Here is a 22,162-nt window from a genome sequence, read left to right on the forward strand (position 1 = left end):
GGAAAAGGCCGCCCGAGCGCGCCGGGCGGCCTTTCTCCCTCTCCTATTATCCCGGAAGTCAGTTGCCGGCGGCGGCGGTCAACTGGACGCGCGTGGCGCGCTGCTGAATCTGGTCGAGGACGTTGGCGTTCTGCATGAACGGCATCGGGTTCACCGCGGCGCCGTCGATCCGCACCTCGTAATGGAGGTGGCTGCCGGTCGAGCGGCCGGTCGAGCCCATCAGGCCGATCAGCTGGCCGCGGCGCACACGGGTGTTCGAGGCGACGAGGATCTTCGAGAGGTGGCCGTAGCGCGTCTCGATGCCCTTGCCGTGGTTGACGGTGATGAGGTTGCCATAGCCGCCGAAACGGCCCGCGCGGCCGACGACGCCGTCGGCGGTGGCATAGATCGGCGTACCGAGCGGGCCCGGGATGTCGACCCCGGCGTGCATCGCGGCGGAGCCGTGGAACGGATCGGAGCGAACGCCGAAGCTGCTGGTCAGCTTGACGTTCTCGACCGGCTGCATCGACGGGATCGCGATCACCGTCTGCTCGAGCACGTCGAGCTTCTGCCAGGTCTGGAAGAGCGAACGGAACTGCGCGTCGGCACTAGTCTCCGCCGTCGCGCCAGCGGCGCTGCTGGCGGCAGCCGCGGCGGCTTCCGACGAGACCGGCTCGAACGGGCCGCCCATGCCGCCGGCGACGTAGCGCTCGGGCTTGATGCCGAGGCTGCGCAGATGGCTGGTGGTGAGGTGGATGCGCAGCTGCGCGGTCTTGCGCGCCTGCTCGGCGAGCTTGGCCTGGCGCGCCTCGACCTTGCGCAGCGGGGCGAGCACTTCCTGGGCGATCCTGCTGTCGCTGGTGAGATCGGTGGCCGGGACCGGCTCGCCGACATCCGCGGGGGATCCCTTGCCGGTCAGCACGCCGGTGATGATCTTCTGGCGCTGCTCGACGCGGGCGGCGTGGATCTGCGCGGCCTGCTTCACCGCTTCGACATCGGCTTCCATCTGCGCCATCTCGTTGCGCATCTTGGCGAGCTTCGCCTCGGGCGTGACAGCTTCGCCGGCGATGCCGCTCGCCATGATCGCGCCGAACGCAGCCTGCGAGACGCCATAGGCGGAGAAGGTGACGGTGATCGCGGCGACGCCGGCAAGGAGCGCCTGGGTGCGGCCGGCGACGCTGAACCGCTTGAGGTCGCGGCCGTCATGGAAAATGAAATCGCGCGTCGTGAAAAAATTGCGGAACCGCGTGGCAAGGTTCGCGTTGAGAGCGGTGCTGACCATGAATCCCCGGCGACCATAGACACGCGCCGACAACGGCACACGCCTTCGTTAAACCAACAAATGCAGGAAGCAGCCCCTCCGCGCCCTGACGTTTGCCCTTAGAACCGGTGGTTCACGCCTCGGCAAGCGCTGCGTAATATTCGCGCGTCAGACCGGCTGTCGCACGCGCCGAGTCGTTGAATGGCGGCTTAATGGCTCCCCCAAAATAGCAGTTGAGCAACGCGCGCCACTCGGTTTCGGGAGTGATTCGACGTTGGGCGCAGCATGATTCGAACCAGCGCGTGCCGGCCGCGACATGGTTGATCTCGTCGTTCAAAATCCGCCGCAAAATCCGCGCGGTAGCTTCGTCGCCGGCCGCTTCGAAGCGCTCGATCGTCACCGGTGTCACGTCGAGCCCGCGCGCCTCCAGCACCATCGGCACCACGGCAAGGCGCGCGGTGACATCATGGGCTGTCCCTTCGGCCGCCTCCCACAGCCCGGCATGCGCCGGCATCGCGCCGTAATGGCTGCCCAATTGCCGCAGCCGCCGGTCGAGCAACGCGAAGTGCATCGCCTCCTCCGCGCCGACCTTCATCCAGTCGTCGGTGAAGGCGCGCGGGAACTGGCCGCCGAACCGTCCCGCCATGTCGAACGCCAGGTCGATCGCGACGAACTCGATATGCGCGAGGGCATGGATCAGCGCGATCCGGCCCCGCTCCGATCCACCCCGCCCGCGCTTGGGCAGGCGGTTGGGCGGGAGCAGCTCGGGCTGCTCGGGCCAGGCGGGACGATCGGGCATCGCGGCATCGAAGCGATGCTCGAGCCGGCCCAGCCGCCAGTCCCGCGCCGCGCGCCGCGCCGCCATCACCTTGGCCGCCGGCTCGGCAGTGAGCAGCACCGAACGCACCGCCTGGGCGACGGTGCGCATCACCCTGCCCCCAGCGCCTTGACCGCGGCGAGCACCTCCTCGACATGGCCGGGGACGCGCACCTTGCGCCATTCGCGCACCAGTCTGCCGTCGGCGCCGAACAGGAAGGTCGAGCGGTCGATCCCCATATATTTGCGGCCGTACAGCGTCTTCTCGACCCAGGTCCCGAACGCCTCCAGCGCGGCACCTTCGGGATCGGTGGCGAGCGGCACGGTGAGCCCGTATTTCTCGGTGAACTTGCGGTGTTTGGCCGCGCTGTCCTTGGAGATACCGAGCAATTGCACCCCCGCGGCGTCGAATTCGGGCTTGGCCGCGCTGAACTCCTGCGCCTCGCGCGTGCAGCCGGCGGTATCGTCCTTGGGGTAGAAATAGAGCACCAGCGGCGCCCCGGCATAGCGCGCGAGCGAAAAGCTCTCGCCCTGCGGATCGAGCAGCTCGGCAGCGGGAATTGGGTCACCTGGCGCGATCGTCATGTCCGGTCCTCCTGCTTGCCCGCGGCCGCGGCCCAGGCGTCGGCCACCTCCTGCCGATGACGGTCGAGCGAGGCAAGCACGCCTTCCCAATCGGGCGCGCCGACGGCATGCGCGACCACCGGCCGCGTGGCCGGGCCGGGCGGCTGCGCATCGGGCGCGACGAGGCGCAGCGTGACGAGCAGCCGGGTCAGGAAATCATGGGCGTCGGCCAGTGCTGGTGACGCCAATCCTTGTTCCGCGAGCGCACCGATCGCACGCCGCAGGTCGGGATCGAAGCCAGTGCGGTGGAGCAGTTGCTGACTATGCACCGCGAACTCCAGATCGACGAGCCCGCCGGGCAGCAGCTTGGCGTCGAGCGGACCCGCGGGCGGCTTGTGCGCCGCCATGTCCGCCCGCATCTTGCGCGCGTCGGCGGCGATGTCGCGCGCGGGGCGGTCGCCCGCGAGCACCGCGTCGATCACCGCCTGGACCTCGGCGCGCGCACCCGGCGAGCCGAACACCGGCCGCGCGCGGGTCAGCGCCATATGCTCCCAGGTCCAGGCGTCCTCGCGCTGGTATTTGGCGAAGCCGTCGAGCGACACCACCAGCGGCCCCTGCGCGCCCGACGGCCGCAACCGTGTATCGACCTCGTAGAGCGCGCCCGCCGCGGTCGCGACCGACATCGCCGCGATCACGCGCTGCGCGAGCCGGTTGTAATAGGTCACCGCCCCCAGCGGCTTCTCCCCGTCCGAATCCGCCATGTAATCGCCGGTGAACAGGAAGATGAGGTCGAGGTCCGAGGCATGGGTGAGCGCCCCGCCGCCGAACCGCCCCAGCGCCAGGATCACCAGCTCGCTGTCCGGCACGCGGCCATGGCGAACCGAGAACTCGTCGATCGCCGCCTGCGCAAGCACGTCGAGCGCGGCCTCGGCGACGCGCGAATAGCCCGCCGAGACCTGGAGCGGGTCGCTCGCCCCGGCGACGATCTGCGAACCGAGCGCGAAGCGTTTCTCGCCCACCACCCGGCGGACATGGTCGAGCAGGCGCTGATAGTCGTCCCCGGCCTCGCGCCTGCCCAGCTCGGCGGCGAGCGTGGGGACGTCGCCGACCGGCGCCAGCGCGCTCGCGTCGATCAGGCCGTCGATCAGCTCCACCCGCCGCGCCAGCGCCTCAGCCAGCGTCGGTGCGTGGCACAGGATGGTGCTGAGCAGCTCGGTCAGCTTCGGGCTGGCCTCGAGCAGGTTGAACAGGTTGAGCGCGCTCGGCAGCCGCGCGAGGATCGTATCGAGCCGCGCCAGCGCCCGGTCCGGGTCGGGCGCCGCGCCGATCCCCGCGATCAGGCGGGGCAGCACGGCCTCCAGCGCGGCACGGGCGGGCGCGCTGCGCAGTGCCGGATAGCGCGCGTCGCGCCAGCTCTCCACCAGCCGCGCGGCGGCTCCGGCATCGGCGAACCCCGCTTGCGCCAGATCCCGCTCGGCACCGGTCTGGCTGAGCGCGACCCGCGTCTCGCCTTCGCCCTCCAGAGAATCATAGACACGTCCGACCCGCTCGACATGCGGGCGCAACAGGTCAAGCAGCTCCGCCCCGTTCGCGAGGCCGTGCAGGGACGCCACGCGGTCGAGCGCCTCGCCCTCGGGCAGCTGATGCGTCTGGCGGTCGTCGATCATCTGCACGCGATGCTCGATCGTGCGCAGCAGGACATAGGCCTCGGCCAGCGCCGCGGCGTCCGCGGGATCGATGCGCTCCGCCGCCGAAAGCGCCGCCAGCGCGTCGAGCGTCGCCGGCGCGCGCAGCCCGGGATCGCGGCCGCCATGAATGAGCTGGTGGATCTGCGCGAAGAACTCGACCTCGCGGATGCCGCCGCGCCCGCGCTTGAGGTCATAGCCCGGCCCGAACGCCTGCCCTTGCGCGTGATGATCGCGGATGCGCCGCGAAATGCCCCGGATCTCGCGGATCGTCCCGTAATCGAGCGCACGCCGCCACACGAACGGGCGGATGGTCTCGAGGAATTGCCGCCCGAGCACATGATCCCCCGCGGCTGCCCGCGCGCGGATGAACGCGGCGCGTTCCCACGGCAGTGCTTGCGATTCATAATAGGAGATGGCGGCCTCAGCCGGCAGCACGATCGGCGTCACCTCGGGCGAGGGACGCAGCCGCAGGTCGATGCGCAGCACATAGCCGTCGCCGTCGCGCGCCTGGAGCAGCTCGACCACGCGCCGGCCGATGCGCACCGCGGCCTCCTCGGGCGCGTCGCGCTCGCGGTGCGGCAGCGTCGCGGGATCGAAGATCAGGATCGGATCGATATCCGACGAATAGTTGAGCTCGCGGCTGCCCTGCTTGCCCAGCGCGATCGCGGCGAAGCCGTCCGGCGCGGCGCCCGGCATCCGCTCGGCGACCGCCTCCGCGATCGCGGCGTCGAGCGCATAGTCCGCGAAGTCCGAGAGCGCACGCGTCGCCACACGGAAGTCGAGCCGCCCGGCCAAGTCGCCGATCGCGACCGTCAGCGCGAGCCGCCGCCGCTCGATCCGCAAGCGCCGCGCCACCGGCATGTCGGCATCGTCGACCCGCGCGGCGAGCAGCGGATCGGCGAGGCCCTGCCCCAGCCGGGCGACGGTATCGGGCTCGCGTTCGACCAGATTCGCGAGGAAGGGCGACCAGCGCCGCGCCCGCTCAAGCGCCGCGTCCAGCGCGCCCGGATCACCGTCCATCGAATGCATCGATCGCGGTCAGAACGTCATCAACCATGATGTCAAGCAACAAATCCGCGAGTCGGTCGTTTGGATGTTCATGGTTCGTCACGTTACCCAATCCAACGACATGCGGCACGCAAATGGCCATGAGAATGGCTATCGTGTCGAGCTGCCGCGCATCCACGACGCGATCGGCGTTGTGCTGCGGGACGCGTATGAGCGCGAGCCCGAGCTTCCGCAGGACATGATTCACCTGCTCAAGCAGATGAGCGACACGAGGTATGTGAGCCGCTAGGCTGGCCGGGCTCGTGGGCCAGCCGCGAGATTCGCCTGCTTCAGCGCTCGCGGCTCAACTGGTCGACTTCGTCCATGATCGTGTCGAGCGCAGTCCGCCCGTCACTCTCGGTGTCGCGGCGCGAGGGGAGTTGGCCGTCGGTCATCAGCCCCTCGAGCGCGACGCGGCCGCGCGCGACGCGGCTCTTGATCGTGCCGACGGCGACGCCGCAGATCTCGGCCGCTTCCTCATAGGCGAAGCCCCCCGCCCCGACCAGGATCAGCGCCTCGCGCTGCGGCTGGGGCAGGTGCATCAGCGCGCGCTGCATGTCGGCGAGGTCAACGTGCCGGTCCTGGCTCGCGGGAGCCGCGAGCAGCCGGTCGGCGACGAGATCGTCCCACTCGCCCTTGAACCGCGCGCGGCGCATCTGGCTCAAATAGAGGTTGCGCAGGATGATGAAGGTCCAGGCGCGCATGTTGGTGCCGGCCTGGAAGCGCTTGCGCGCCGCCCAGGCCTTGAGCAGCGTTTCCTGCACCAGATCGTCCGCGACGTCGCGGCTGCCCGACAGCGAGCGGCCGAACGCGCGCAGGTGAGGGATCACCGTCGCAAGCTGCGTCTTGAACTCGGGATCGGAGAGCGAGACATGCTCGACCGGCGAATTATCCTTGTCGCCTTCCTGATCGGTGTCGGTCATTCGGGTCCGTTCATATGGCTCCGCGCAGCGCGGCAATGCTTGAGATAGGGGCGCCGGCCGCATTCGCCAGCCGCAACCTGCTCAAAGCAACAGATAAATGGCATAGATGATGATGATCGCCACCAGCGACACCGCGAGGATGTAGCGAGTCATGTGCGGCGTCGCACCAGCGCGGACGCGCTCCGTGTCGATGTGCATGGGTTCGTTCGGGTCGGCCATGCAGCATCAACACGCCAGAACCGTTTTGGCTCCGTAAGAAATGGAACTTTTGGGTGAGTACACCCTAGCCCGCCGGCACCGTCGATTGATCGAAGAACAGCGCCTGGCTGATCGCCGCCTTCACCGTCGAGCGCTGGAACGGCTTGGTGATCAGGAAGGTCGGCTCGGGCCGCTCGCCGGTCAGCAACCGCTCCGGGAAGGCGGTGATGAAGATCACCGGCACACTGAACTGGGCGAGGATGTCCTTGACCGCATCGATGCCCGAGCTGTCGTCGGCGAGCTGGATGTCGGCGAGCACCAGCCCCGGCCGGTCCTCCATCGCCAGCGCAACCGCCTCGTCGCGGGTCACGGCGACGCCGGTCACCTCATGCCCCTGGTCGCGCACGATCGTCTCGAGGTCCATCGCGATCAGCGGCTCGTCCTCGATGATCAGCACACGCGCGCGGGTCTGGCTGTCGATCTCGGCCAGCGCCTCGGCGACGAGGCCGTCCACCGAATCCGGCGTCTCCTCGAGCAGATAGGCGGTATCCTCGCTGGTGAAGCCTTCCATCGCGGTCAGCAGCAGCGCCTGCCGCGACCGCGGGGCGAGCCGCGCGAGCCGGGCGCGGGCGATCGCCTCATTGTCGTTGGCGGTGTCGGCCTCCTCGGGATATTCCTCCAGATGGGTCGAGCCCCAGATCGCCTGGAAGGTGCGGTAGAGGCCGAGCCGCGGATCGACGTCGCGCGGGAACTCCTCCGGCGCGGCGACGATGGCTTCCAGCGTGGCGCGGACATAGCGGTCGCCTTCCGCCTGGCTTCCGGTGAGCGCCCGCCCGTAGCGGCGCAGGAAGGGAAGATGCGGGGCGAGTTGCTGTCCAAGCGACATGGTCTTGTCTGTCTCCTTCGGCGTTGCCGCCCTTGTGCTGAGCGCGCATCCGCATTGCAAGTAAAGCTGCTGGTCCGAAGGAATGCCCCTCCCCGGATTTCGCATCGCCTGTGGAACCAACGAGCCGCAAATTGGTTTCACGCGTCGAACACGGTTGTATCCAGTGTTCCCGGCATCTTGCGGCCGGCGGCTTTTTTGTGCATCCGCCCATCCCGAGGGCTTTGAGGGGGACCAAGTGCGTTCGGCCGAGGAGAAGAAAAAAGAGCCGCTTGGGCGGACTGGCGGCGGGATGGCCACACGCAAGGATCGCAACATCGGCGAAGCTCTGCGCCGCGTCTATCAGGACGCCGCGGATGAAAGGGTCCCCGACGATCTGCTCGATCTCCTGAGCAAGCTCGATTAACCATGCCCGATGGACGGGGATGAACTGACACGCCGGGCTGGCGTCCGGCCCCTTGCCGCCATTGCGCGGATGCCGACCGGGGCCAAAGTCTTCCTGATCCTGAGCGCCGGGCTGCTGCCGCTGGCGCTGATTGCCTTCTTCGCCTCCCTCCAGACCACGCGCGTCGCCGACCAGGAGGTGCGCGGGCAGCTTCGTGTCGCGATCGCCGAATCCGCGCGCGCACTGCGCAGCGAACTTGCCTGGGAACTGCGCGAGCTGCGCAGCGCGCTTCCCGCCACGCGCGGCGCCGCGGCCAATTGCGGCCGGCTCGCCGGCGTGTTCGAGCCGCAGGCGATGAACGGGGTCCGCTACGCCCTGCTCGACAATAACCGCCGCCTGCTGTGCGGCGCGCCCCTTCCGTCGGCGAGCGGCGGAGCCCTGGCGAACGGCGAATCCGTCGTCCGCCTGCTGCCCGACTCCGGCGCGCAGATCGAGGTGGTAAGCCCGGATGGCTATATCGCGCGGGGTTTCTTCCCGACCGCCTTCCTGGCCACCTCCGCCGAACCGAGCGGGATGACGCGCGACTATGGCATCACGCTCGACGGGAACGAACAGTCGCTGGCGCTGCGGCGTCTGGCGTCGAGCGGGCCGCTCGACCGGCGCGAGACGCAACAGGTCGATCTCGGCGTGCAAGGGCTGACGCTGCGCATGGCCGTCGCCAGCGCGCCGATCACCTCCTCGATGGTCATTGCGGCACTGTCTCCGTTCCTGATGTGGCTGCTGGCCGCGGGGATCGCGTGGTTCGTGGTCGACCGCCTGCTGATCCGCCCGCTGCGCCGGCTGCGCACCACCGTCGGCGCCTACCAGCCGGGCGAACTGATCGAACCGGTTACCGGCAGCGACATCCCGGCGCAGGAGATCCGCGAGCTCGGCGACACCTTCCATGGCCTCAGCCGAACCGTCCAGGATCACGAGCGTGATCTCGCCGAGGGCCTGTCGCGGCAGACCAAGCTGACCCGCGAGGTCCACCACCGGGTCAAGAACAACCTCCAGGTGATCGCCAGCCTGATCAATTTTCACGCGCGCGGCGCAAGGGCGCCCGAGGCATTGTCCGCCTATGCCTCGATCCAGCGCCGGGTCGATGCGCTCGCGGTGGTGCATCGCCACCATTATGCCGGGTTCGAGGAGACGCGCGGGATCGAGATCCGGCCGGTGATCGGCGAGCTCGCCGCGAACCTCCGCGCCACCGCGCCCGACGACGCGGCCGTCGGGATCGTGCTCGACATCGATCCCTGGCTGGTTTCGCAGGACAATGCCGTCGCAATCGCCTTCCTGATCACCGAGATCGTCGAGCTGGCGATGAATTCGAGCGCGGCGGCGCAGCTCCATATCTCGCTGAAGGAAGGGGCGGAGGAGCCGGGCCAGGCGATGCTCCGCATTCGTTCGGCGGCGCTGACGGAGGGCCCGGAATTCTCGGACCTGCTCGAAAATCGCTATGGACGGGTGATCGGCGGCCTCGTCCGCCAGCTCCGCTCGCGGCTCGATCACGATGCGGTGGCGGGCAGTTTCGAGCTGCCCATCGTGGTCACCGGGCGGCTCTAAAGGCGGATTCAGCTTCGCTGAATCGCGGCACCAGCCCGCTCCCCCACCCGGCCACCCACGAGTGTATCCTGATGGGTGGCCGGGTGGGGGAGCGGGCTGGTGCGGCCACGTTTCAGCTTTGCTGAAACAGACTCAAAAAAAATCAAAAAATTTTGCATCGGCGCGGAACCAGGGGTCATGAGCGACGTTCTGCACCTCGGATAGTGACCTTTTGCCCCCCCGCTCTCGCTATCCACGAAACAGGCCCGGACGCGTCAACCCTCCCCCCCCCCGGTGACGCGTCCGGGCCTAATTCTTTCTCATTCCATCAGATAACGGCACCGCAACGGTTGCGGAACGAATCTCGCCGGTCGAGCATTGACCGTTCGCAACGAGTGGAGAAATACGATGCGTAAGGTTCTTGCGATGGCGCTGATCGTCAGCGGCCTCGCTCTGTCGGCCTGCAATACGGTCGAAGGCGTCGGCAAGGACGTCAAATCGGCCGGCGACACCGTCGCCAAGACCGCCGACGGCGCCAAGTAACTCAGTTCTAGACTATTCCCCGGCGGCGGCTTCGGCCGCCGCTTCCTTTTCACGCCGCCGTCGCGTGAACCAGATCGCGACCAGCGACAGGAAATAGAGGCCGCACAGGGGCCCCGCGAGCAGCAGCTGCGAGCCGATATCGGGCGGGGTCAGCACCGCGGCGACCGCGAACGCCGCCACCACCGCATAGCGCCACGCGCCCTTCAGCTGCTCGAAGGTGACGATCCCCGCACGCTCGAGCAGCATCAACAGCACCGGCAGCAGGAACGAGATGCCGAACGCGAACAGGAACTGCATCACGAAATCGAGATAATTGCCGACCGCGGGCAACGCCTCCTGCTTCACCCCGCCGCCCAGGTCGCCCTCGAGGCCGAGCAGGAAATGGAGCGCCACGGGGATAGCGAAGAAATAGGCCAGCGCCGCACCCATCACGAACAGGATCGGCGTCGCCAGGATGAACGGCAGCAGCGCCTTCTTCTCCTTGCGGTAAAGGCCGGGCGCGACGAACTGCCAGAGCTGGTTGGCGATCACCGGGAACGACAGCATCAGCGCGCCGAAGAAGCCGACCTTGATCTGGACCATGAAGGCTTCGAAGATCTGGGTGAACACCAGCCGGTCCTGTCCCGCCTCGGCCAGCGGCTGCACCAGGAAGCCGAAGATCGGCCGCGCGAAATAGAAGCAGACCGCGAAGGTCGCCACCAGCGCGATGACGCAATAGAGCAGCCGCCGCCGCAGCTCGATCAGGTGATCGAGCAGCGGTGCCTCGGTGCCGGCGAGCTCGTCCTGATCGCTCACGATGCGGCCTTCTTGCGCGGCCCGCGCGGCTTGCGGGCGGGCTTGGCGGCGGGCTCGTCGAGCGCCGCATCGGCGGCTTCGGGCTTCAGCGCGGGCGGCTCGACCGTCGCCGGCGGCATATCCTCGGGCTCGACCGCCGCGGGGGCCGCGCCTTCGGGATTGGGGTCATAGACCGGCGCGGGCAGCGCCTTTTCGGGCGGATAATCGCGCATGATGCGCGCATTCTCTTCGGCCCATTTCTTTTCCATCTCGGCCAGTTCTGCTTCGCGGACCATGTTGTCGAAGCCGCTGCGGAACTGGCGCGCGACTCCGCGCGCCTTGCCGACCCAATGGCCGACGAAACGCATCGCTTTCGGCAAGTCCTTGGGCCCGATCACCAGCAGGGCGACGATCGCCACCACCAGGAATTCGGGCGCGTTGAAATCGAGCATCTGGTCGCGCTACTCCGGCATCGCCCGGACCCGCCGGGCGAGGGCCTCAGCGATCTTCGTGCGCCGGGCGCGTTTCGGTCTGCGCTTGCGGCTGCGGGTCGGCGACGCGCTTCGCCTCGATCTTCTCGGCGGGCTTTGCCGTCTCGTCTTCCTCGGCCATGCCCTTCTTGAACTGCTTGATGCCCTTGGCCACGTCACCCATCATGTTCGAGAAGCGGCTGCCCCCGAACAGAAGGATCACGAGAACACCGACGATCAGCCAGTGCATCAGACTCATACCACCCATCGGAACTCTCCGTTGATTCCCGGGCTATCTAGTCCTCTTCGTCAGTGGTTTCCATGTTTTCCGCATCGGAATGCGCAGCCTCGAACGCCAGGTCGACCGGATCGAGCAGTCCCGCCGCCCGCAGATCGTCGATTCCGGGCAGATCGCGGCGGCTGGCGAGGCCGAAATGGGTGAGGAATTCCGCGGTCGTGGCGAACATCAGCGGCCGTCCGGGCACCTCGCGGCGGCCCGCCGGACGGATCCACCCCGCCTCCATCAGCACGTCGAGCGTGCCCTTCGAAATCTGCACGCCGCGGATCGCCTCGATCTCGGCGCGAGTCACCGGCTCGTGATAGGCGATGATCGCGAGCGTCTCGATGCCGGCGCGGGAGAGCTTGCGGCTGTCCTCGCGGTCGCGGCGCAGGAAATTGGCGAGGTCGGCGGCGGTCTGGAAATGCCAGCGCCCGCCGCGCTCGACCAGCTCGATCCCGCGACCGGCATAATGTTCCGCCAGCGCCCCCAGCGCCGCCGCGACGTCCGGTTCCTCGCCGACATAGGCGCGGATATCCGCCACCGTCATCGGTTCCTCGGACGCGAACAGCACCGCCTCGATCGCCCGCATCGTCTCATCGGGCGGAGTCACGCCTGCGCCGCCTTGAGGTAAAGCGGCGCGAAGGCCGATTTCTGCCTGAGCTCGACCCGCCCCTGCCGCGCCAGCTCGAGCGCCGCGACGAAGGACGAGGCGAGCGCCGACCTGCGGTACAAGCCCTCGGCGTCGGCGGGCAGGAAGCTCTCGATCGTCGACCAGTCGATCCGCTCGCCGACCAGTTCGGAGACGCGCACGATCGCATCTTCCAGCGTCATCACCGGCCGCACCGCCACCACGTGCATCACCGGCCGGGTGCGTGCGCTGATCTGGCCATAGGCAGCGATCAGGTCGTAGATCTCGGCCTGCCAGCGCGATTTGCGCACGACCTTGAGGCCCTCGGGCGCGCCGCGCGGGAACACGTCGCGCCCCATCCGGTCGCGCGCCACCAGCCGCGCCCCGGCCTCGCGCATCGCGTTCAACCGCTCGAGCCGCAGCTGCAGGCGCAGCGCCAGCTCCTCGGGGCTCGGCTCGATCTCGGGATCGCGCGGCAGCAGCAGCGCGGACTTGAGGTACGCCAGCCACGCCGCCATCACCAGATAGTCGGCGGCGACCTCGAGCTTGAGCTCGCGCGCCTCGTTCACATAAGTGAGATACTGGTCGACCAGCTGCAGGATCGAGAGCTGGCGCAGGTCGACCTTCTGGTTGCGGGCGAGCGCGAGCAGGAGGTCGAGCGGGCCCTCCCAGCCGTCGATGTCGATGGTGAGTGTTTCGGGGGAATCGGTCATCCATTCCTCCCCTTCGGGGGAGGTGGCATCGCGAAGCGATGACGGAGGGGCCGCCGCGCAGACGGCGGAAACGGTGCCGCCGAGTACCGCCCTCTGCGGGGCGGCCCCTCCACCACTCGCTGCGCGAGTGGTCCCCCTCCCCTGAGCGAGCTCAGGGGAGGAATTTGGGGCTCAAGCCAGCGCAAGAAGCTCATCCCGCTTGGCCAGCAGCGCATCCATCGGCGCTTCCTCGGGCCGCACGCTCGCCATCGCGCGTTCGAGCCGCGCCAGCGTCGCCGCAGGCGCGTCGCCCAGCCGCCCGGCGATCTCGACCATCTCGTCCATCCGCGCCCAGCAATCGAGCGCGACGTCGCAGCCCGCGGCGATCGCCGCCGCCGCCTTCTCGCCGGCAGTGCCCGACAGCGCCTTCATGTCGATATCGTCGGTCATCAGGAGCCCGTCGAAACCGATACGCCCGCGGATCACCTCGGCGATCACCGTCGGCGAGAGCGTCGCGGGCCGATCGGCGTCCCACGCCTCGAACACGACATGACAGGTCATCCCCATCGGCGCGCGGTTGAGCGTGCGGAACGGCTCGATATCGCGCTCAAGCTCGGCGTCGGAGGCGCGCACCACCGGCAGTTCGTAATGGCTGTCGACCACGCCGCGGCCGTGGCCGGGCATGTGCTTGACCACGCCGACCACCCCGCCCTTCGCCAGCCCATCGAGCATCGCGCGCCCGAGCGCCGCGACCTGCATCGGATCGCTGCCGAAGGTGCGCTCGCCCACCGCCGGGGTCGTCTCGGGCTGGCGCACGTCGAGCAAGGGCGCGCAGTTCACATTGACCCCGACCTCGGCCAGCATCAGCGCGAGCGCCTGGCCGTTCGCCCGCGCCGCCTCGATCGCCGAGGAGGGCGCGAGGTCGTAGAGCTTGTCGAAGGCCGGACCGGCGGGAAAGGCGGGCCATTCGGGCGGCTGCATCCGCGCGACGCGTCCGCCCTCCTGGTCGATCAGGATCGGCACGTCGTCGCGGCCGGACAGCGTGCGCAGGCTGTCGGTGAGCGCCCGCATCTGCGCGCGCGTCTCGCAGTTGCGCTTGAACAGGATGTAGCCGAGCGGATCGGCCTCACGGAAAAAGGCGCGTTCGTGGTCAGTGAGTTCAGGGCCGGACAGGCCGAAGATGACGGGCTTCATGCCACGTCTCCGGCCAAGCGAGTTGACAAAGTTGACAGATACGCAGGCATTTGCGCGACCGAACCAAACCGACTGATCATCCGCCAACTAGATCAGGCGCAATCCAACTTTTCCAGCGGAATCAGCTTAATTCCTCCCCCACCGGGGAGGTGGCATCGCGAAGCGATGACGGAGGGGCCGCCGTGCGTGAGCACGGCGGGCTGCGCCCAAATCCTCATTGACGCCGGCTCTAGTTGTTGTGTAAACACAACACATCTTCCTTGATTCGCGATGATTTTGTGAAAACTCTATATAACCGCATTGCTGTTTTTCGGGCGGAGCGCGGCGTGTCCCGCCGCGAACTCTCCGAAGCGGTCGGCGTAAACAACCAGACGATCGGCTATCTAGAGCGCGGCGACTACAAGCCAAGCCTCGAACTCGCGATGAAGATCGCCGACTATTTCGGCGTGCCGATCGAGCTGCTCTTTTCCTTCCGTCCCTTCGAATCCGTCGCTGAGACATTGCGCCGCGCCGCCGCGGCCGGAGACCAACCGCTATGACCCTGCTCGAGAAAATGGACCGCCTGGTCTATGCGACACGGCTCGATCGCCTCATCTTCATGAAGATGCAGCCGCGTGCCTTCCGCTGGACGCCGCTGCTGGTGATCGCGGCCCTGATCGTGGGCTATGTGCTGATGGCCAAGACAGGAGTCGCGATCGCTGCAGATTTTTTGATCGGGTGGTTGATCTTCTATGGCGCAATCGTCGCCGCAGGTTTGCTTCGCGCCTTGGGGCCGCGATTCACGGCGACTGTGAACCGGCCGCTGGATGAACGCGAACTCATGGTGAAGGCTCGCGCGCACGCCACCTCGGGCGTCGTGCTCGCTATGATAATTACGCTTGGCTGCTTCTACATGGCTAGCACAGGCGTTCCATGGCTTTGGCACCCGCAATTTATGGACTGGTTCAATCTCGGCTTCGGGATTCAAGCGGTCAGCACGCTCCTGCCCACCTGGATCGCCAGTTGGCTCGAGCCGGCGCCAGTCGTGGATCCCGACGACTGACCCATCAGCTCGCTTCGCCAAAGGATCTCTTCCATCGTCGGCTGAGCGATCGTTTCAGCACAGCCTGAGGGGGGAATTGATCAGTTCGGCGCCAGGAAGCAGGCCTCGCCCGCAGCCCTGAGCTTGCCGCAAAGTTCACGCGCCTGGCTGTTGGAGCCGGCATTGACGCGCAGGCGATAGACGGTCTTGCCGTTGACCTCCGCCTTCTCGACCGACTTGCCGAGCGGCGCGAGATAGTTGAACCGCTTGGACAGCCGCGCCCAGGCGCCGTTGGCGCCGCCCTCGGCCGGGAAGGAACCGAGCTGGATGACCGAGCTGCCCGCCGAGGGTCCGGGGGCGCGCTGCGACGGCGCCGCGGCCGTGGCGGCGGCCGGTGCGGAGGGCACCGGTGCCGTGACGCGGCTGGAGCCCGTCGTCGGTTTCGGCGTCGCCTTGGGTGCGGCCTTGCCCGCGACCGGGGCCTCGGGCAGCGCGCCGACATTGATCGAGCCGTTGGTGGTCGCGCCCTCGCTCGCGGCGAACACCGTGTCGCCCTCGCCGTCCACCTTCATGCCGCCGGGATCGTCGGGCTTGACCTTGTAGTCGCCCTCGGCCGCATTGATCAGCGCGCCGCTGCCCCCGCCTCCGCCGCCATTGCGCTGAAGCACCCACCAGCCGCCGACCGCCGCCAGGACGACCGCGAGACCCGCCGCGACGAGCCAGAGGGTGCGCGCCACCGGCGGCTTCTCCTCATAATCCTCGTCCGCCGTTTCCAGCCAGGGCAGGCGGTCGCCGCTCTCGACTTCGTTCACCGCCGCCGCATCGGCTTCGGTCTCGTCCGGCTTTTCCTCTCCTGCGTTCATCAGTTCAGCTCCTGAACCGCCTCCACGCCCATGATGCTGAGGCCGTTACGGATAACCTGCCCGATCGCATCGGCGAGGAAAAGCCGCGCGCAAGTTACCGGCACATTGTCGGTCAGCAGGAAGCGGCGCGCGGGATCGTCGTTGCCCATATTGTAGAGCGCATGGAATTCGGCAGCCAAGTCATAGAGATAGAAGGCGATTCTGTGCGGCTCGCGCGCTCCGGCGGCGCCTTCGACGACGCGCGGGAACTGCGCGGCGAGCTTCACCAGCGCGAGCTCGCGTGTATCAAGCAGGGACAGGTCGGCGTCTGCGCATGCAATAGCTGCATCCGCACGCTTGCGGTGAAGCGACGCGACTCGGGCGTGGGCGTACTGGACGTAGAACACCGGATTGTCCTTCGACGCCTCGACCACCTTGGCGAAATCGAAGTCCATCTGGGCATCGGCCTTGCGCGTCAGCATGGTGAAGCGGACGACGTCCTTGCCGACCTCGTTCACAACATCGGCGAGCGTGACGAAATTGCCCGAGCGCTTGGACATCTTGACCGGCTCGCCCGCGCGCAGCAGGCGGACCATCTGGACCAGCTTGACGTCAAAGCGCGTCTTGCCGCCGGTCAGCGCCGCGACCGCCGCGACGATGCGCTTGACCGTACCCGCATGGTCGGCGCCCCAGATGTCGATCAGCTGGTCGGCTTCCTGCGCCTTCTGGAAATGATAGGCGAGGTCGGCGCCGAAATAGGTCCATTGCCCGTTCGACTTCTTGATCGGGCGATCCTGGTCGTCGCCGAACCGGGTCGAGCGGAACAGCGGCAGCTCGACCGGCTCCCAGTCCTCGGGCGTCTCGCCCTTGGGCGCCTCGAGCAGGCCGTCATAGACGAGATCGTGCTCGCGCAGCCACTTCTCGGCGGCTTCGGGCTTGCCTTCGGCCTGAAGCTCGGCCTCCGAGGAGAACAGGTCATGGTGGATGCCGAGTAAGGCGAGGTCGGCCTTGATCATCACCAGCATCGCGGCGACGGCTTCCTTGCGGAACAGCACGAGCCATTCTTCCTCGGGCTTGCCGACGAAGGCGTCGCCATGCTCGGCGGCGAGCTTCGCGCCGACCGGCTTCAGGTAATCGCCCGGATACAAGCCCTCGGGGATCTCGCCGACGTCTTCGCCCAGCGCCTCGCGGTAGCGCAGGTGCGCCGAGCGGGCGAGCGTGTCGACCTGCCCGCCCGCGTCGTTGACATAATATTCGCGCACGACCTTGTGCCCGACCCATTCGAGCAGGCTGGCGAGCGCATCGCCCACCACCGCGCCGCGGCAATGGCCCATGTGCATCGGGCCCGTGGGGTTGGCCGAGACATACTCGACGTTGACGGTGACGCCTTCGCCGGCCTTGGAGCGGCCGTACGCGTCGCCATCGGCGTTGATCGCCTGGAGCTCATCGCGCCAGGTGGCGTCGGTCAGCGCCAGGTTGATGAAGCCCGGCCCGGCGACCGACACCGCCGAGACCTCGTCGAGCTTCTCGAGCTCGGCGGCGATCTTCTCGGCGAGCGCACGCGGGTTGGTCCCCGCGGGCTTGGCGAGCACCATCGCCGCGTTGGTCGCGAGGTCGCCGTGAGTCACGTCGCGCGGCGGCTCCACCGTCACCGCGCGTCGCTCCAGCCCCGCCGGCAGGTCGCCCGACGCGACCAGCGCATCGAGGGCAGCGTCGAGATGAGCGGCGAAACGGGTGTAGAGCGTCATTTGCGGGTCCGATGATTGCAGGAGCGCGGGCCTCTAGCGCACCCACGCGGTTTCGTCACGCGGCGTGCGGCGGCGTTTCGGCGCCACTCTCGCAAACACGGGATAACAAAGCTAAGTTGAGCCCGCACGCTCAAGGAGAGGCGGCATGACCGGAGCCGACGCTGCGCTCATCTTCGCGGGCCCTGACGGGGTGATCCGCATCTGGAACGCTGCCGCCGAGCGGCTGCTGGGCCATCACGCCGAGGAGGCGATCGGACGCCGGATGGATCTGGTGATCCCGCCCGACTATCGCGATCGGCACTGGGCCGGCTTCAATGCGGCGATGGCAGCCGCCGACGGGGTGATCGATCACCTGTCGTACGACATCCCCGCGCTGCACCGGGATGGCACGGTCCTGCGCATCGAGGTCCGCCTGCTGGTGGTGCACGACAGCCGCAACCGCGTGGTCGGCGCGGTGGCGGTGTTCACGCCCGCGGACGCGGAGGCGCCGCCGCTCGAACGGCTCTAACGGGCCGGAACGACTGCCGCCACGGCAGCCCGGCCGCGCCGCGCCGCGATAATCCCGCCGACCGCATAGACCGCAAGCCCGGTCCAGATCAGCGCGAAGCAGATCGCGTGCGCCATCGTCATCGTCTCGCCGAAGAAGGTGATGGCGAGCACGAACTGCATCGTCGGCGCGAGATACTGGAGCAGGCCGAGCGTCGAATAGGGCAGCCGGCGTGCGGCGGCGGCGAACAGCAGCAGCGGGGTCGCGGTGACGATGCCCGACACGGTGAGCGCGGTGGTCCATAGCGGCGTCTGGCCGAAGCCGAGCCCGGCATGGCTCGACAGCCAGAACAGATAGCCCGCGGCGATCGGCGCGAGGATCGCGGTCTCGATCGCCAGGCCCTCAAGGGACTCGACCGGCGCGATCTTGCGCACCAGGCCGTAGAAACCGAAGGTGAAGGCGAGCGTCAGGCTGATCCAGATGCCCTGCCCTGCGCCCGCCGCGAGCACCGCGACGCCAAGTCCGGCGAGCGCCACCGCAATGATCTGCGCCACGCCCAGCCGCTCGCGCAGCAGCACGACGCCGATCAGCACGTTGACCAGCGGGTTGAGGAAATAGCCGAGGCTGGCCTCCATCACATGATGGTGCTGGACCGCCCAGACATAGACCAGCCAGTTGACCGAGATCAGCGCCGCGCTCATCGCGAGGAAGCCCATCGCGCGCCGGCTGCGCAGCGCCGCGACGAGCGCCGGGCCGCGGCGCAGCACCAGGATCAGGGCGCCGAGCAGCGCGACCGACCACAGCACGCGCATCGCCACCACTTCGCCCGCATCGACTCTGTCGAGCAGCCAGAAGAACAGCGGCAGCAGGCCCCAGATGCCATAGGCGCCCAGCCCCTGGAGCAGGCCGGTGCGGTCGAGGCGCTCGGGGGCTGGCAGGGGATCGGCGCGGGCCATGCCCGGCAAGTAGGCACGATGCTGCGCTGCGCCAAGGCATCGTGCCTATCGCGTCACCAAGCAATGGTTGCGACTGAAACCTTACGGTCAGGCGCGGATGAGACCGTCGATAACCTTGGCGCTCTTCTGATCCGGGAACAGCGCCGGCATCGCGCGCTGCGGATCGATCGCGAAGTGCGAGGCGACCGCGCTGCCGATGACCGTATCGAGGCTGGTGGTGGGCTTGAGGTCGCGCGCCTCATAGAGTGCCGCATCGGCGAGGCCCGGCCAGTCGGCCGCGACGCGCCCGCCCTTGACCGCGCCGCCGAGCAGCCAGGCGACCGATGCGGTGCCGTGATCGGTGCCGCCGGTGCCGTTGACCTTGACCGTGCGGCCGAACTCGGTCGCGACCAGCACCATCGTCTTGCTCCACAGCGGACCGAGCCCGGTCTTGAGCGAAGCGATCATCTGGTCGAGCCCGTTGAGCTGGTTGCCAAGCCGCCCGCGCTGGCCGGCATGCGTATCCCAGCCGCCCGTCTCGATCATCGCGATCCGCGCGCCGTTGCCGGCGGTAAGCAGCTTGGCGGCGAGCGCGCCGGTCGCCGCGGCGTTGCGCCCGCCATTGGCACCGAGATCGCTGGTCAGCGTGCGCGTCGCGGTCGCCTGCTGCCAGAGCGCGTGGAGCTGCGGATCCTCGGCATAGAGGGTGGTCACCCGCGCGAGCAGATCGTCCGACGCGTCGGGTAGGACCGAGGGAGCGTAGGACGTCACCTCGACCTTGCCGCGCATCGCCATCGGGATCGTCGCGGCGACCGCGATCGCCTTGCGCTCCTCGTCGGGCAGCACCGCGAGCAGGCGGTTGAGCCAGCCGTCCTTGAGCTGATAGGCCGAGGTGCCCCCGGTCTCGAGCACGTTCTGCGCATCGAAATGCGAACGGTCGCGATACGGCGAGGCGACGGCGTGGAAGAACAGCGCCTCTTTCGACGCGTAGAGCTGCGCGACATTCTTGAGATTGGGGTGCAGCGCGAACATCGAGTCGAGCTTGATCCCCTGCGCAAATTCCTCCGCGAGCGCGCCACGCTGGGCGGCGAAGGCGGGGTCGCCGACCGGGGCCAGCGTGCCGAGGCCGTCGGCCGCGCCGCGCTGGATGATGAACACGAAGCGCTTGTCGGTCGCCGCCTTCGCAAAGGCGAGCCGCGGCGCGAAGCCCAGCGAGAGTGCGCCCGCGGCGCCGGTGACAACGAAATTACGGCGGTTCAGCATCGGACTATCTCCGCATGAATTCGGGCGAGACGAGCATCAGCGCGACGCCCTGGGCGGGGCTTTCGGCACGGGCGATCGCCTGGGTGGTGGCCGCGCTGAGCGCGCCGGGGAAGAGCTCGGCCGCACGGGTGCGCGGGTCGATCGTCTCGCGAGTACGCGCGGCGAAGCGCTCGGCCGCCTCGACCCGGCGCATCACCGCGTCGGGACCGGCCCAGCTCGGCGCGATATCGTCATAACCGGCGGGCGAGCCGGGCCGCCACACGGGCTGGCCGAGCTGGTTCATCAGCCCGAGCACGGCCTGCGCCGGGATGTCCTGCGTGCCGAGCGCGCGCATTGCCGAGATCGACCATTCCCATGGCGTCTTGAACTTGACCGGCTGCGGCGTCCACACCTCGGGCGCCTCGACCAGCGCGCGATAGACGGTCGGCAGGTCGCCGCCCGACTTGAGATAAGCGGCTTCGAGCCTGCCGGTCAGCGCCGCGGGCGGATCGTCGCCCGCGAAATGGCGCGCGAGCTTGGTCGCGAGATGCTTCGCGGTCGCCGGATGCGCGGCGAGATCGTCGAGCACCGCGGCGGCCTGCGCCCGCCCCTGCTGGTCATAGCTCTTGCCCATGATCGTGCGCGCGCCCGGCTCGTGGATACGCGGCGCGAAGACGAACTCGCCCGCCTCGCCCGCCCCACGCACGAGCCGCGCGCCCTGGCCGCGGCCGAGCCCGGGAACCGTCCAGCCGGTCATCGCGCGCGCGAATTCGGTGACGTCGGCCTGGCTGTAGCCGGTGCGCACGCCAAGCGTGTGCAGCTCGAGGATCTCGCGCGCCAGATTCTCGTTGAGGCCGACGCGCCGCTTCTCCTGGCGCTGCGCGGCAAGCTGGCCCGCCTGGCTGTTCGGCCCCACCGACTGCGCCTGGTCGAGATAGAGCAGCATCGCCGGATGCCGTTCGACCGCGTGCAGCATGTCGCCGAACTTGCCGAGCACGTGCGGGCGGATCGCGTCGAACTCGAACGCGCCGGCCAGGCCGATCATCTGCTGCTTGTCGGCCGAAACCGCGAAATGGTTCGCCCAGAAATGCACCAGCCGCTCGACGAACGGCGTTTCGCTGAACACCGCGGCCTGCGCGCGTATGCCGACGGCCTGGTTGTAATATTCGCGGCCCTTTTGCCGCGCCGCCTTCCGCGCTTCCTCGGTCGCCACCTCAGCCTTAATGCCCTGGCGCCGTCCTTCGCGCCCGATCATCTGCACATTCGCGTAATCCGCGGCGAATTCGGCAGCGAGCGCGCCGGTGCGCGGATAAGCCGCGATCGGCGCGGGCAGCGCCGCGAACCGTTCGAACTGGCGGAGCAGCGCCTGTTTCGACGCGCCGCCTTCCGCCTCGCCCGCACGCGCGCCGAGGCCGAAGCGGTTCAAGGCGATGCTGGCTTCAGACATGATGCGGTCCCTCTGTTCGACAACGAAGCTACGCCCGCTTTGTCGCAAATCTTTGCCCGGCGGCGCGCTTCGTCGACGGAACGGCACGGTTTAACGGCTGCGCGGGACGCAATCGCACATGCATCCTTCGCGGTTGGTCATTGCTGCATCGCAGCATATACTCGGCCGCAGAACATAAGGGGATGTCGATCTGGCTCACCAACAGGGAGAAAGATCGTGATCAAGACCTTCATCAGCGCCGCTGTCCTTCTGAGCCTTCCGGTCGCCGCCTATGCCGGCGAGCGCAGCTTCACCCGTGACGGCGTCACCTATGTCTATACCAGCGAGCAGCGCGGCGAGAGCACCGTGATCTCGGGCAAGGCCCTGCCGAAGGGCTCGGCCTATGAGCTGACCGTGCGCGGCAAGCGCGTGACCGGCCATGTCGACGGCACCCCGGTGTCGTTCCGCATCGCCAAGCCGCTCGTCCAGAAGATCGAGACGGCGCAGCGCTGAGCGCGCAGCCGGTCGGGTACGAGCAACGCTTCCATTCCTCCC

At 68.2% G+C, this 22,162-nt stretch carries 25 protein-coding genes; 8 read left to right on the forward strand and 17 right to left on the reverse strand.

The annotated features are described in order from the left end of the window. Positions 1-58: 58 nt before the first annotated feature. From OK349_RS15120 to OK349_RS15135, 4 genes are all read right to left on the reverse strand, one after another. The gene (locus OK349_RS15120) at positions 59-1,261 is read right to left on the reverse strand and encodes a M23 family metallopeptidase (RefSeq protein WP_265118741.1); all 1,203 of its coding nucleotides are present in this window, start codon (positions 1,259-1,261) and stop codon (positions 59-61) included. A 112-nt stretch (positions 1,262-1,373) separates the two neighbouring features. Next, positions 1,374-2,168: a ferritin-like domain-containing protein gene (locus OK349_RS15125; protein WP_265118742.1), complete on the reverse strand. Its 795-nt coding sequence runs from the start codon at positions 2,166-2,168 to the stop codon at positions 1,374-1,376. Next, positions 2,168-2,641: a peroxiredoxin gene (locus tag OK349_RS15130; protein WP_265118743.1), complete on the reverse strand. Its 474-nt coding sequence runs from the start codon at positions 2,639-2,641 to the stop codon at positions 2,168-2,170. Before OK349_RS15130 ends, OK349_RS15125 begins: the two co-directional genes overlap by 1 nt. Beyond that, positions 2,638-5,328: a bifunctional [glutamine synthetase] adenylyltransferase/[glutamine synthetase]-adenylyl-L-tyrosine phosphorylase gene (locus OK349_RS15135; protein ID WP_265118744.1), complete on the reverse strand. Its 2,691-nt coding sequence runs from the start codon at positions 5,326-5,328 to the stop codon at positions 2,638-2,640. Before OK349_RS15135 ends, OK349_RS15130 begins: the two co-directional genes overlap by 4 nt. A gap of 109 nt (positions 5,329-5,437) precedes the next feature. Between OK349_RS15135 and OK349_RS15140 the strand changes: the two genes are divergently transcribed. After that, complete coding sequence (locus tag OK349_RS15140; RefSeq protein WP_265118745.1) at positions 5,438-5,605, forward strand: hypothetical protein; 168 nt, start codon at positions 5,438-5,440, stop codon at positions 5,603-5,605. A gap of 40 nt (positions 5,606-5,645) precedes the next feature. Here OK349_RS15140 and OK349_RS15145 read toward each other — a convergent pair whose 3' ends face one another. Both OK349_RS15145 and OK349_RS15150 read right to left on the reverse strand, forming a co-directional pair. Then, on the reverse strand, positions 5,646-6,278 hold the full coding sequence (locus OK349_RS15145; RefSeq protein WP_265118746.1) for a sigma-70 family RNA polymerase sigma factor: 633 nt from the start codon (positions 6,276-6,278) through the stop codon (positions 5,646-5,648). Between the two features lie 283 nt (positions 6,279-6,561). Next, complete coding sequence (locus OK349_RS15150) at positions 6,562-7,362, reverse strand: response regulator (protein WP_265118747.1); 801 nt, start codon at positions 7,360-7,362, stop codon at positions 6,562-6,564. Between the two features lie 235 nt (positions 7,363-7,597). On the opposite strand from OK349_RS15150, the gene OK349_RS15155 reads away from it, so the two are divergent. The 3 genes from OK349_RS15155 to OK349_RS15165 all read left to right on the forward strand — a co-directional run bounded on the left by OK349_RS15155 (position 7,598) and on the right by OK349_RS15165 (position 9,868). Continuing rightward, positions 7,598-7,765, forward strand: coding sequence for a NepR family anti-sigma factor (locus OK349_RS15155; RefSeq protein WP_265118748.1), 168 nt, complete (start codon positions 7,598-7,600; stop codon positions 7,763-7,765). Between the two features lie 69 nt (positions 7,766-7,834). Then, on the forward strand, positions 7,835-9,346 hold the full coding sequence (locus OK349_RS15160; RefSeq protein ID WP_265118749.1) for a sensor histidine kinase: 1,512 nt from the start codon (positions 7,835-7,837) through the stop codon (positions 9,344-9,346). A gap of 387 nt (positions 9,347-9,733) precedes the next feature. Beyond that, positions 9,734-9,868: an entericidin A/B family lipoprotein gene (locus tag OK349_RS15165; RefSeq protein ID WP_265118750.1), complete on the forward strand. Its 135-nt coding sequence runs from the start codon at positions 9,734-9,736 to the stop codon at positions 9,866-9,868. 12 nt (positions 9,869-9,880) lie between these two features. Here OK349_RS15165 and tatC read toward each other — a convergent pair whose 3' ends face one another. The 6 genes from tatC to nagZ all read right to left on the reverse strand — a co-directional run bounded on the left by tatC (position 9,881) and on the right by nagZ (position 13,906). Next, positions 9,881-10,663, reverse strand: coding sequence for a twin-arginine translocase subunit TatC (gene tatC / locus OK349_RS15170; RefSeq protein WP_265118751.1), 783 nt, complete (start codon positions 10,661-10,663; stop codon positions 9,881-9,883). Next, positions 10,660-11,094, reverse strand: coding sequence for a Sec-independent protein translocase protein TatB (gene tatB, locus OK349_RS15175; RefSeq protein ID WP_265118752.1), 435 nt, complete (start codon positions 11,092-11,094; stop codon positions 10,660-10,662). Before tatB ends, tatC begins: the two co-directional genes overlap by 4 nt. Before the next feature lie 46 nt (positions 11,095-11,140). Then, complete coding sequence (locus OK349_RS15180; RefSeq protein ID WP_265118753.1) at positions 11,141-11,380, reverse strand: twin-arginine translocase TatA/TatE family subunit; 240 nt, start codon at positions 11,378-11,380, stop codon at positions 11,141-11,143. Positions 11,381-11,408: 28 nt separating this feature from the next. After that, entirely contained in the window at positions 11,409-11,981 is a 573-nt protein-coding gene (gene scpB, locus OK349_RS15185) for an SMC-Scp complex subunit ScpB (RefSeq protein ID WP_265119294.1), read from the reverse strand. Positions 11,982-11,998: 17 nt separating this feature from the next. Further along, positions 11,999-12,733, reverse strand: a complete 735-nt coding sequence (locus OK349_RS15190) for a segregation and condensation protein A (protein ID WP_265118754.1) — start codon at positions 12,731-12,733, stop codon at positions 11,999-12,001. Between the two features lie 171 nt (positions 12,734-12,904). Next, positions 12,905-13,906: a beta-N-acetylhexosaminidase gene (nagZ, locus tag OK349_RS15195; RefSeq protein ID WP_265118755.1), complete on the reverse strand. Its 1,002-nt coding sequence runs from the start codon at positions 13,904-13,906 to the stop codon at positions 12,905-12,907. A 260-nt stretch (positions 13,907-14,166) separates the two neighbouring features. Here nagZ and OK349_RS15200 point away from each other — a divergent pair, with 260 nt between their 5' ends. Both OK349_RS15200 and OK349_RS15205 read left to right on the forward strand, forming a co-directional pair. After that, on the forward strand, positions 14,167-14,445 hold the full coding sequence (locus OK349_RS15200; RefSeq protein WP_265118756.1) for a helix-turn-helix transcriptional regulator: 279 nt from the start codon (positions 14,167-14,169) through the stop codon (positions 14,443-14,445). After that, the gene (locus tag OK349_RS15205; RefSeq protein ID WP_265118757.1) at positions 14,442-14,948 is read left to right on the forward strand and encodes a hypothetical protein; all 507 of its coding nucleotides are present in this window, start codon (positions 14,442-14,444) and stop codon (positions 14,946-14,948) included. Before OK349_RS15200 ends, OK349_RS15205 begins: the two co-directional genes overlap by 4 nt. Positions 14,949-15,028: 80 nt before the next feature. Here the strand turns inward: OK349_RS15205 and OK349_RS15210 are convergent, their stop codons facing one another. Both OK349_RS15210 and argS read right to left on the reverse strand, forming a co-directional pair. Continuing rightward, complete coding sequence (locus OK349_RS15210; protein WP_265118758.1) at positions 15,029-15,790, reverse strand: SPOR domain-containing protein; 762 nt, start codon at positions 15,788-15,790, stop codon at positions 15,029-15,031. Next, positions 15,790-17,517: an arginine--tRNA ligase gene (argS, locus tag OK349_RS15215; RefSeq protein ID WP_265118759.1), complete on the reverse strand. Its 1,728-nt coding sequence runs from the start codon at positions 17,515-17,517 to the stop codon at positions 15,790-15,792. The genes OK349_RS15210 and argS overlap by 1 nt, the downstream gene beginning before the upstream one ends. 145 nt (positions 17,518-17,662) lie before the next feature. Between argS and OK349_RS15220 the strand changes: the two genes are divergently transcribed. Continuing rightward, a complete protein-coding gene (locus OK349_RS15220; protein ID WP_265118760.1) occupies positions 17,663-18,025 on the forward strand; it encodes a PAS domain-containing protein in 363 nt (120 codons plus the stop codon). On the opposite strand, the gene rarD is transcribed toward OK349_RS15220, so the two are convergent. The 3 genes from rarD to OK349_RS15235 all read right to left on the reverse strand — a co-directional run bounded on the left by rarD (position 18,022) and on the right by OK349_RS15235 (position 21,628). Then, the gene (rarD, locus tag OK349_RS15225; protein WP_265118761.1) at positions 18,022-18,960 is read right to left on the reverse strand and encodes an EamA family transporter RarD; all 939 of its coding nucleotides are present in this window, start codon (positions 18,958-18,960) and stop codon (positions 18,022-18,024) included. The two genes, OK349_RS15220 and rarD, sit on opposite strands and share 4 nt — an antisense overlap. Positions 18,961-19,047: 87 nt before the next feature. Beyond that, on the reverse strand, positions 19,048-20,202 hold the full coding sequence (locus OK349_RS15230; RefSeq protein ID WP_265118762.1) for a DUF1501 domain-containing protein: 1,155 nt from the start codon (positions 20,200-20,202) through the stop codon (positions 19,048-19,050). A 4-nt stretch (positions 20,203-20,206) separates the two neighbouring features. Next, positions 20,207-21,628, reverse strand: a complete 1,422-nt coding sequence (locus OK349_RS15235) for a DUF1800 domain-containing protein (RefSeq protein WP_265118763.1) — start codon at positions 21,626-21,628, stop codon at positions 20,207-20,209. Between the two features lie 216 nt (positions 21,629-21,844). Here OK349_RS15235 and OK349_RS15240 point away from each other — a divergent pair, with 216 nt between their 5' ends. Continuing rightward, entirely contained in the window at positions 21,845-22,120 is a 276-nt protein-coding gene (locus OK349_RS15240; protein ID WP_265118764.1) for a hypothetical protein, read from the forward strand. Positions 22,121-22,162 lie beyond the last annotated feature (42 nt).

The sequence above is a fragment of the Sphingomonas sp. BT-65 genome, from assembly GCF_026107375.2.
Taxonomy (GTDB): domain Bacteria; phylum Pseudomonadota; class Alphaproteobacteria; order Sphingomonadales; family Sphingomonadaceae; genus Sphingomonas.

What these genes read in the sequence shown, in the direction of transcription:
- OK349_RS15120 (WP_265118741.1), bottom strand. Translation starts at nt 1,261, where the DNA reads ATGGTCAGCACCGCTCTCAACGCGAACCTTGCCACGCGGTTCCGCAAT.
- OK349_RS15125 (WP_265118742.1), bottom strand. Translation starts at nt 2,168, where the DNA reads ATGCGCACCGTCGCCCAGGCGGTGCGTTCGGTGCTGCTCACTGCCGAG.
- OK349_RS15130 (WP_265118743.1), bottom strand. Translation starts at nt 2,641, where the DNA reads ATGACGATCGCGCCAGGTGACCCAATTCCCGCTGCCGAGCTGCTCGAT.
- OK349_RS15135 (WP_265118744.1), bottom strand. Translation starts at nt 5,328, where the DNA reads ATGGACGGTGATCCGGGCGCGCTGGACGCGGCGCTTGAGCGGGCGCGG.
- OK349_RS15140 (WP_265118745.1), top strand. Translation starts at nt 5,438, where the DNA reads ATGCGGCACGCAAATGGCCATGAGAATGGCTATCGTGTCGAGCTGCCG.
- OK349_RS15145 (WP_265118746.1), bottom strand. Translation starts at nt 6,278, where the DNA reads ATGACCGACACCGATCAGGAAGGCGACAAGGATAATTCGCCGGTCGAG.
- OK349_RS15150 (WP_265118747.1), bottom strand. Translation starts at nt 7,362, where the DNA reads ATGTCGCTTGGACAGCAACTCGCCCCGCATCTTCCCTTCCTGCGCCGC.
- OK349_RS15160 (WP_265118749.1), top strand. Translation starts at nt 7,835, where the DNA reads ATGCCGACCGGGGCCAAAGTCTTCCTGATCCTGAGCGCCGGGCTGCTG.
- OK349_RS15165 (WP_265118750.1), top strand. Translation starts at nt 9,734, where the DNA reads ATGCGTAAGGTTCTTGCGATGGCGCTGATCGTCAGCGGCCTCGCTCTG.
- tatB (WP_265118752.1), bottom strand. Translation starts at nt 11,094, where the DNA reads ATGCTCGATTTCAACGCGCCCGAATTCCTGGTGGTGGCGATCGTCGCC.
- OK349_RS15180 (WP_265118753.1), bottom strand. Translation starts at nt 11,380, where the DNA reads ATGGGTGGTATGAGTCTGATGCACTGGCTGATCGTCGGTGTTCTCGTG.
- scpB (WP_265119294.1), bottom strand. Translation starts at nt 11,981, where the DNA reads ATGCGGGCGATCGAGGCGGTGCTGTTCGCGTCCGAGGAACCGATGACG.
- OK349_RS15190 (WP_265118754.1), bottom strand. Translation starts at nt 12,733, where the DNA reads ATGACCGATTCCCCCGAAACACTCACCATCGACATCGACGGCTGGGAG.
- nagZ (WP_265118755.1), bottom strand. Translation starts at nt 13,906, where the DNA reads ATGAAGCCCGTCATCTTCGGCCTGTCCGGCCCTGAACTCACTGACCAC.
- OK349_RS15205 (WP_265118757.1), top strand. Translation starts at nt 14,442, where the DNA reads ATGACCCTGCTCGAGAAAATGGACCGCCTGGTCTATGCGACACGGCTC.
- OK349_RS15210 (WP_265118758.1), bottom strand. Translation starts at nt 15,790, where the DNA reads ATGAACGCAGGAGAGGAAAAGCCGGACGAGACCGAAGCCGATGCGGCG.
- argS (WP_265118759.1), bottom strand. Translation starts at nt 17,517, where the DNA reads ATGACGCTCTACACCCGTTTCGCCGCTCATCTCGACGCTGCCCTCGAT.
- OK349_RS15220 (WP_265118760.1), top strand. Translation starts at nt 17,663, where the DNA reads ATGACCGGAGCCGACGCTGCGCTCATCTTCGCGGGCCCTGACGGGGTG.
- rarD (WP_265118761.1), bottom strand. Translation starts at nt 18,960, where the DNA reads ATGGCCCGCGCCGATCCCCTGCCAGCCCCCGAGCGCCTCGACCGCACC.
- OK349_RS15230 (WP_265118762.1), bottom strand. Translation starts at nt 20,202, where the DNA reads ATGCTGAACCGCCGTAATTTCGTTGTCACCGGCGCCGCGGGCGCACTC.
- OK349_RS15235 (WP_265118763.1), bottom strand. Translation starts at nt 21,628, where the DNA reads ATGTCTGAAGCCAGCATCGCCTTGAACCGCTTCGGCCTCGGCGCGCGT.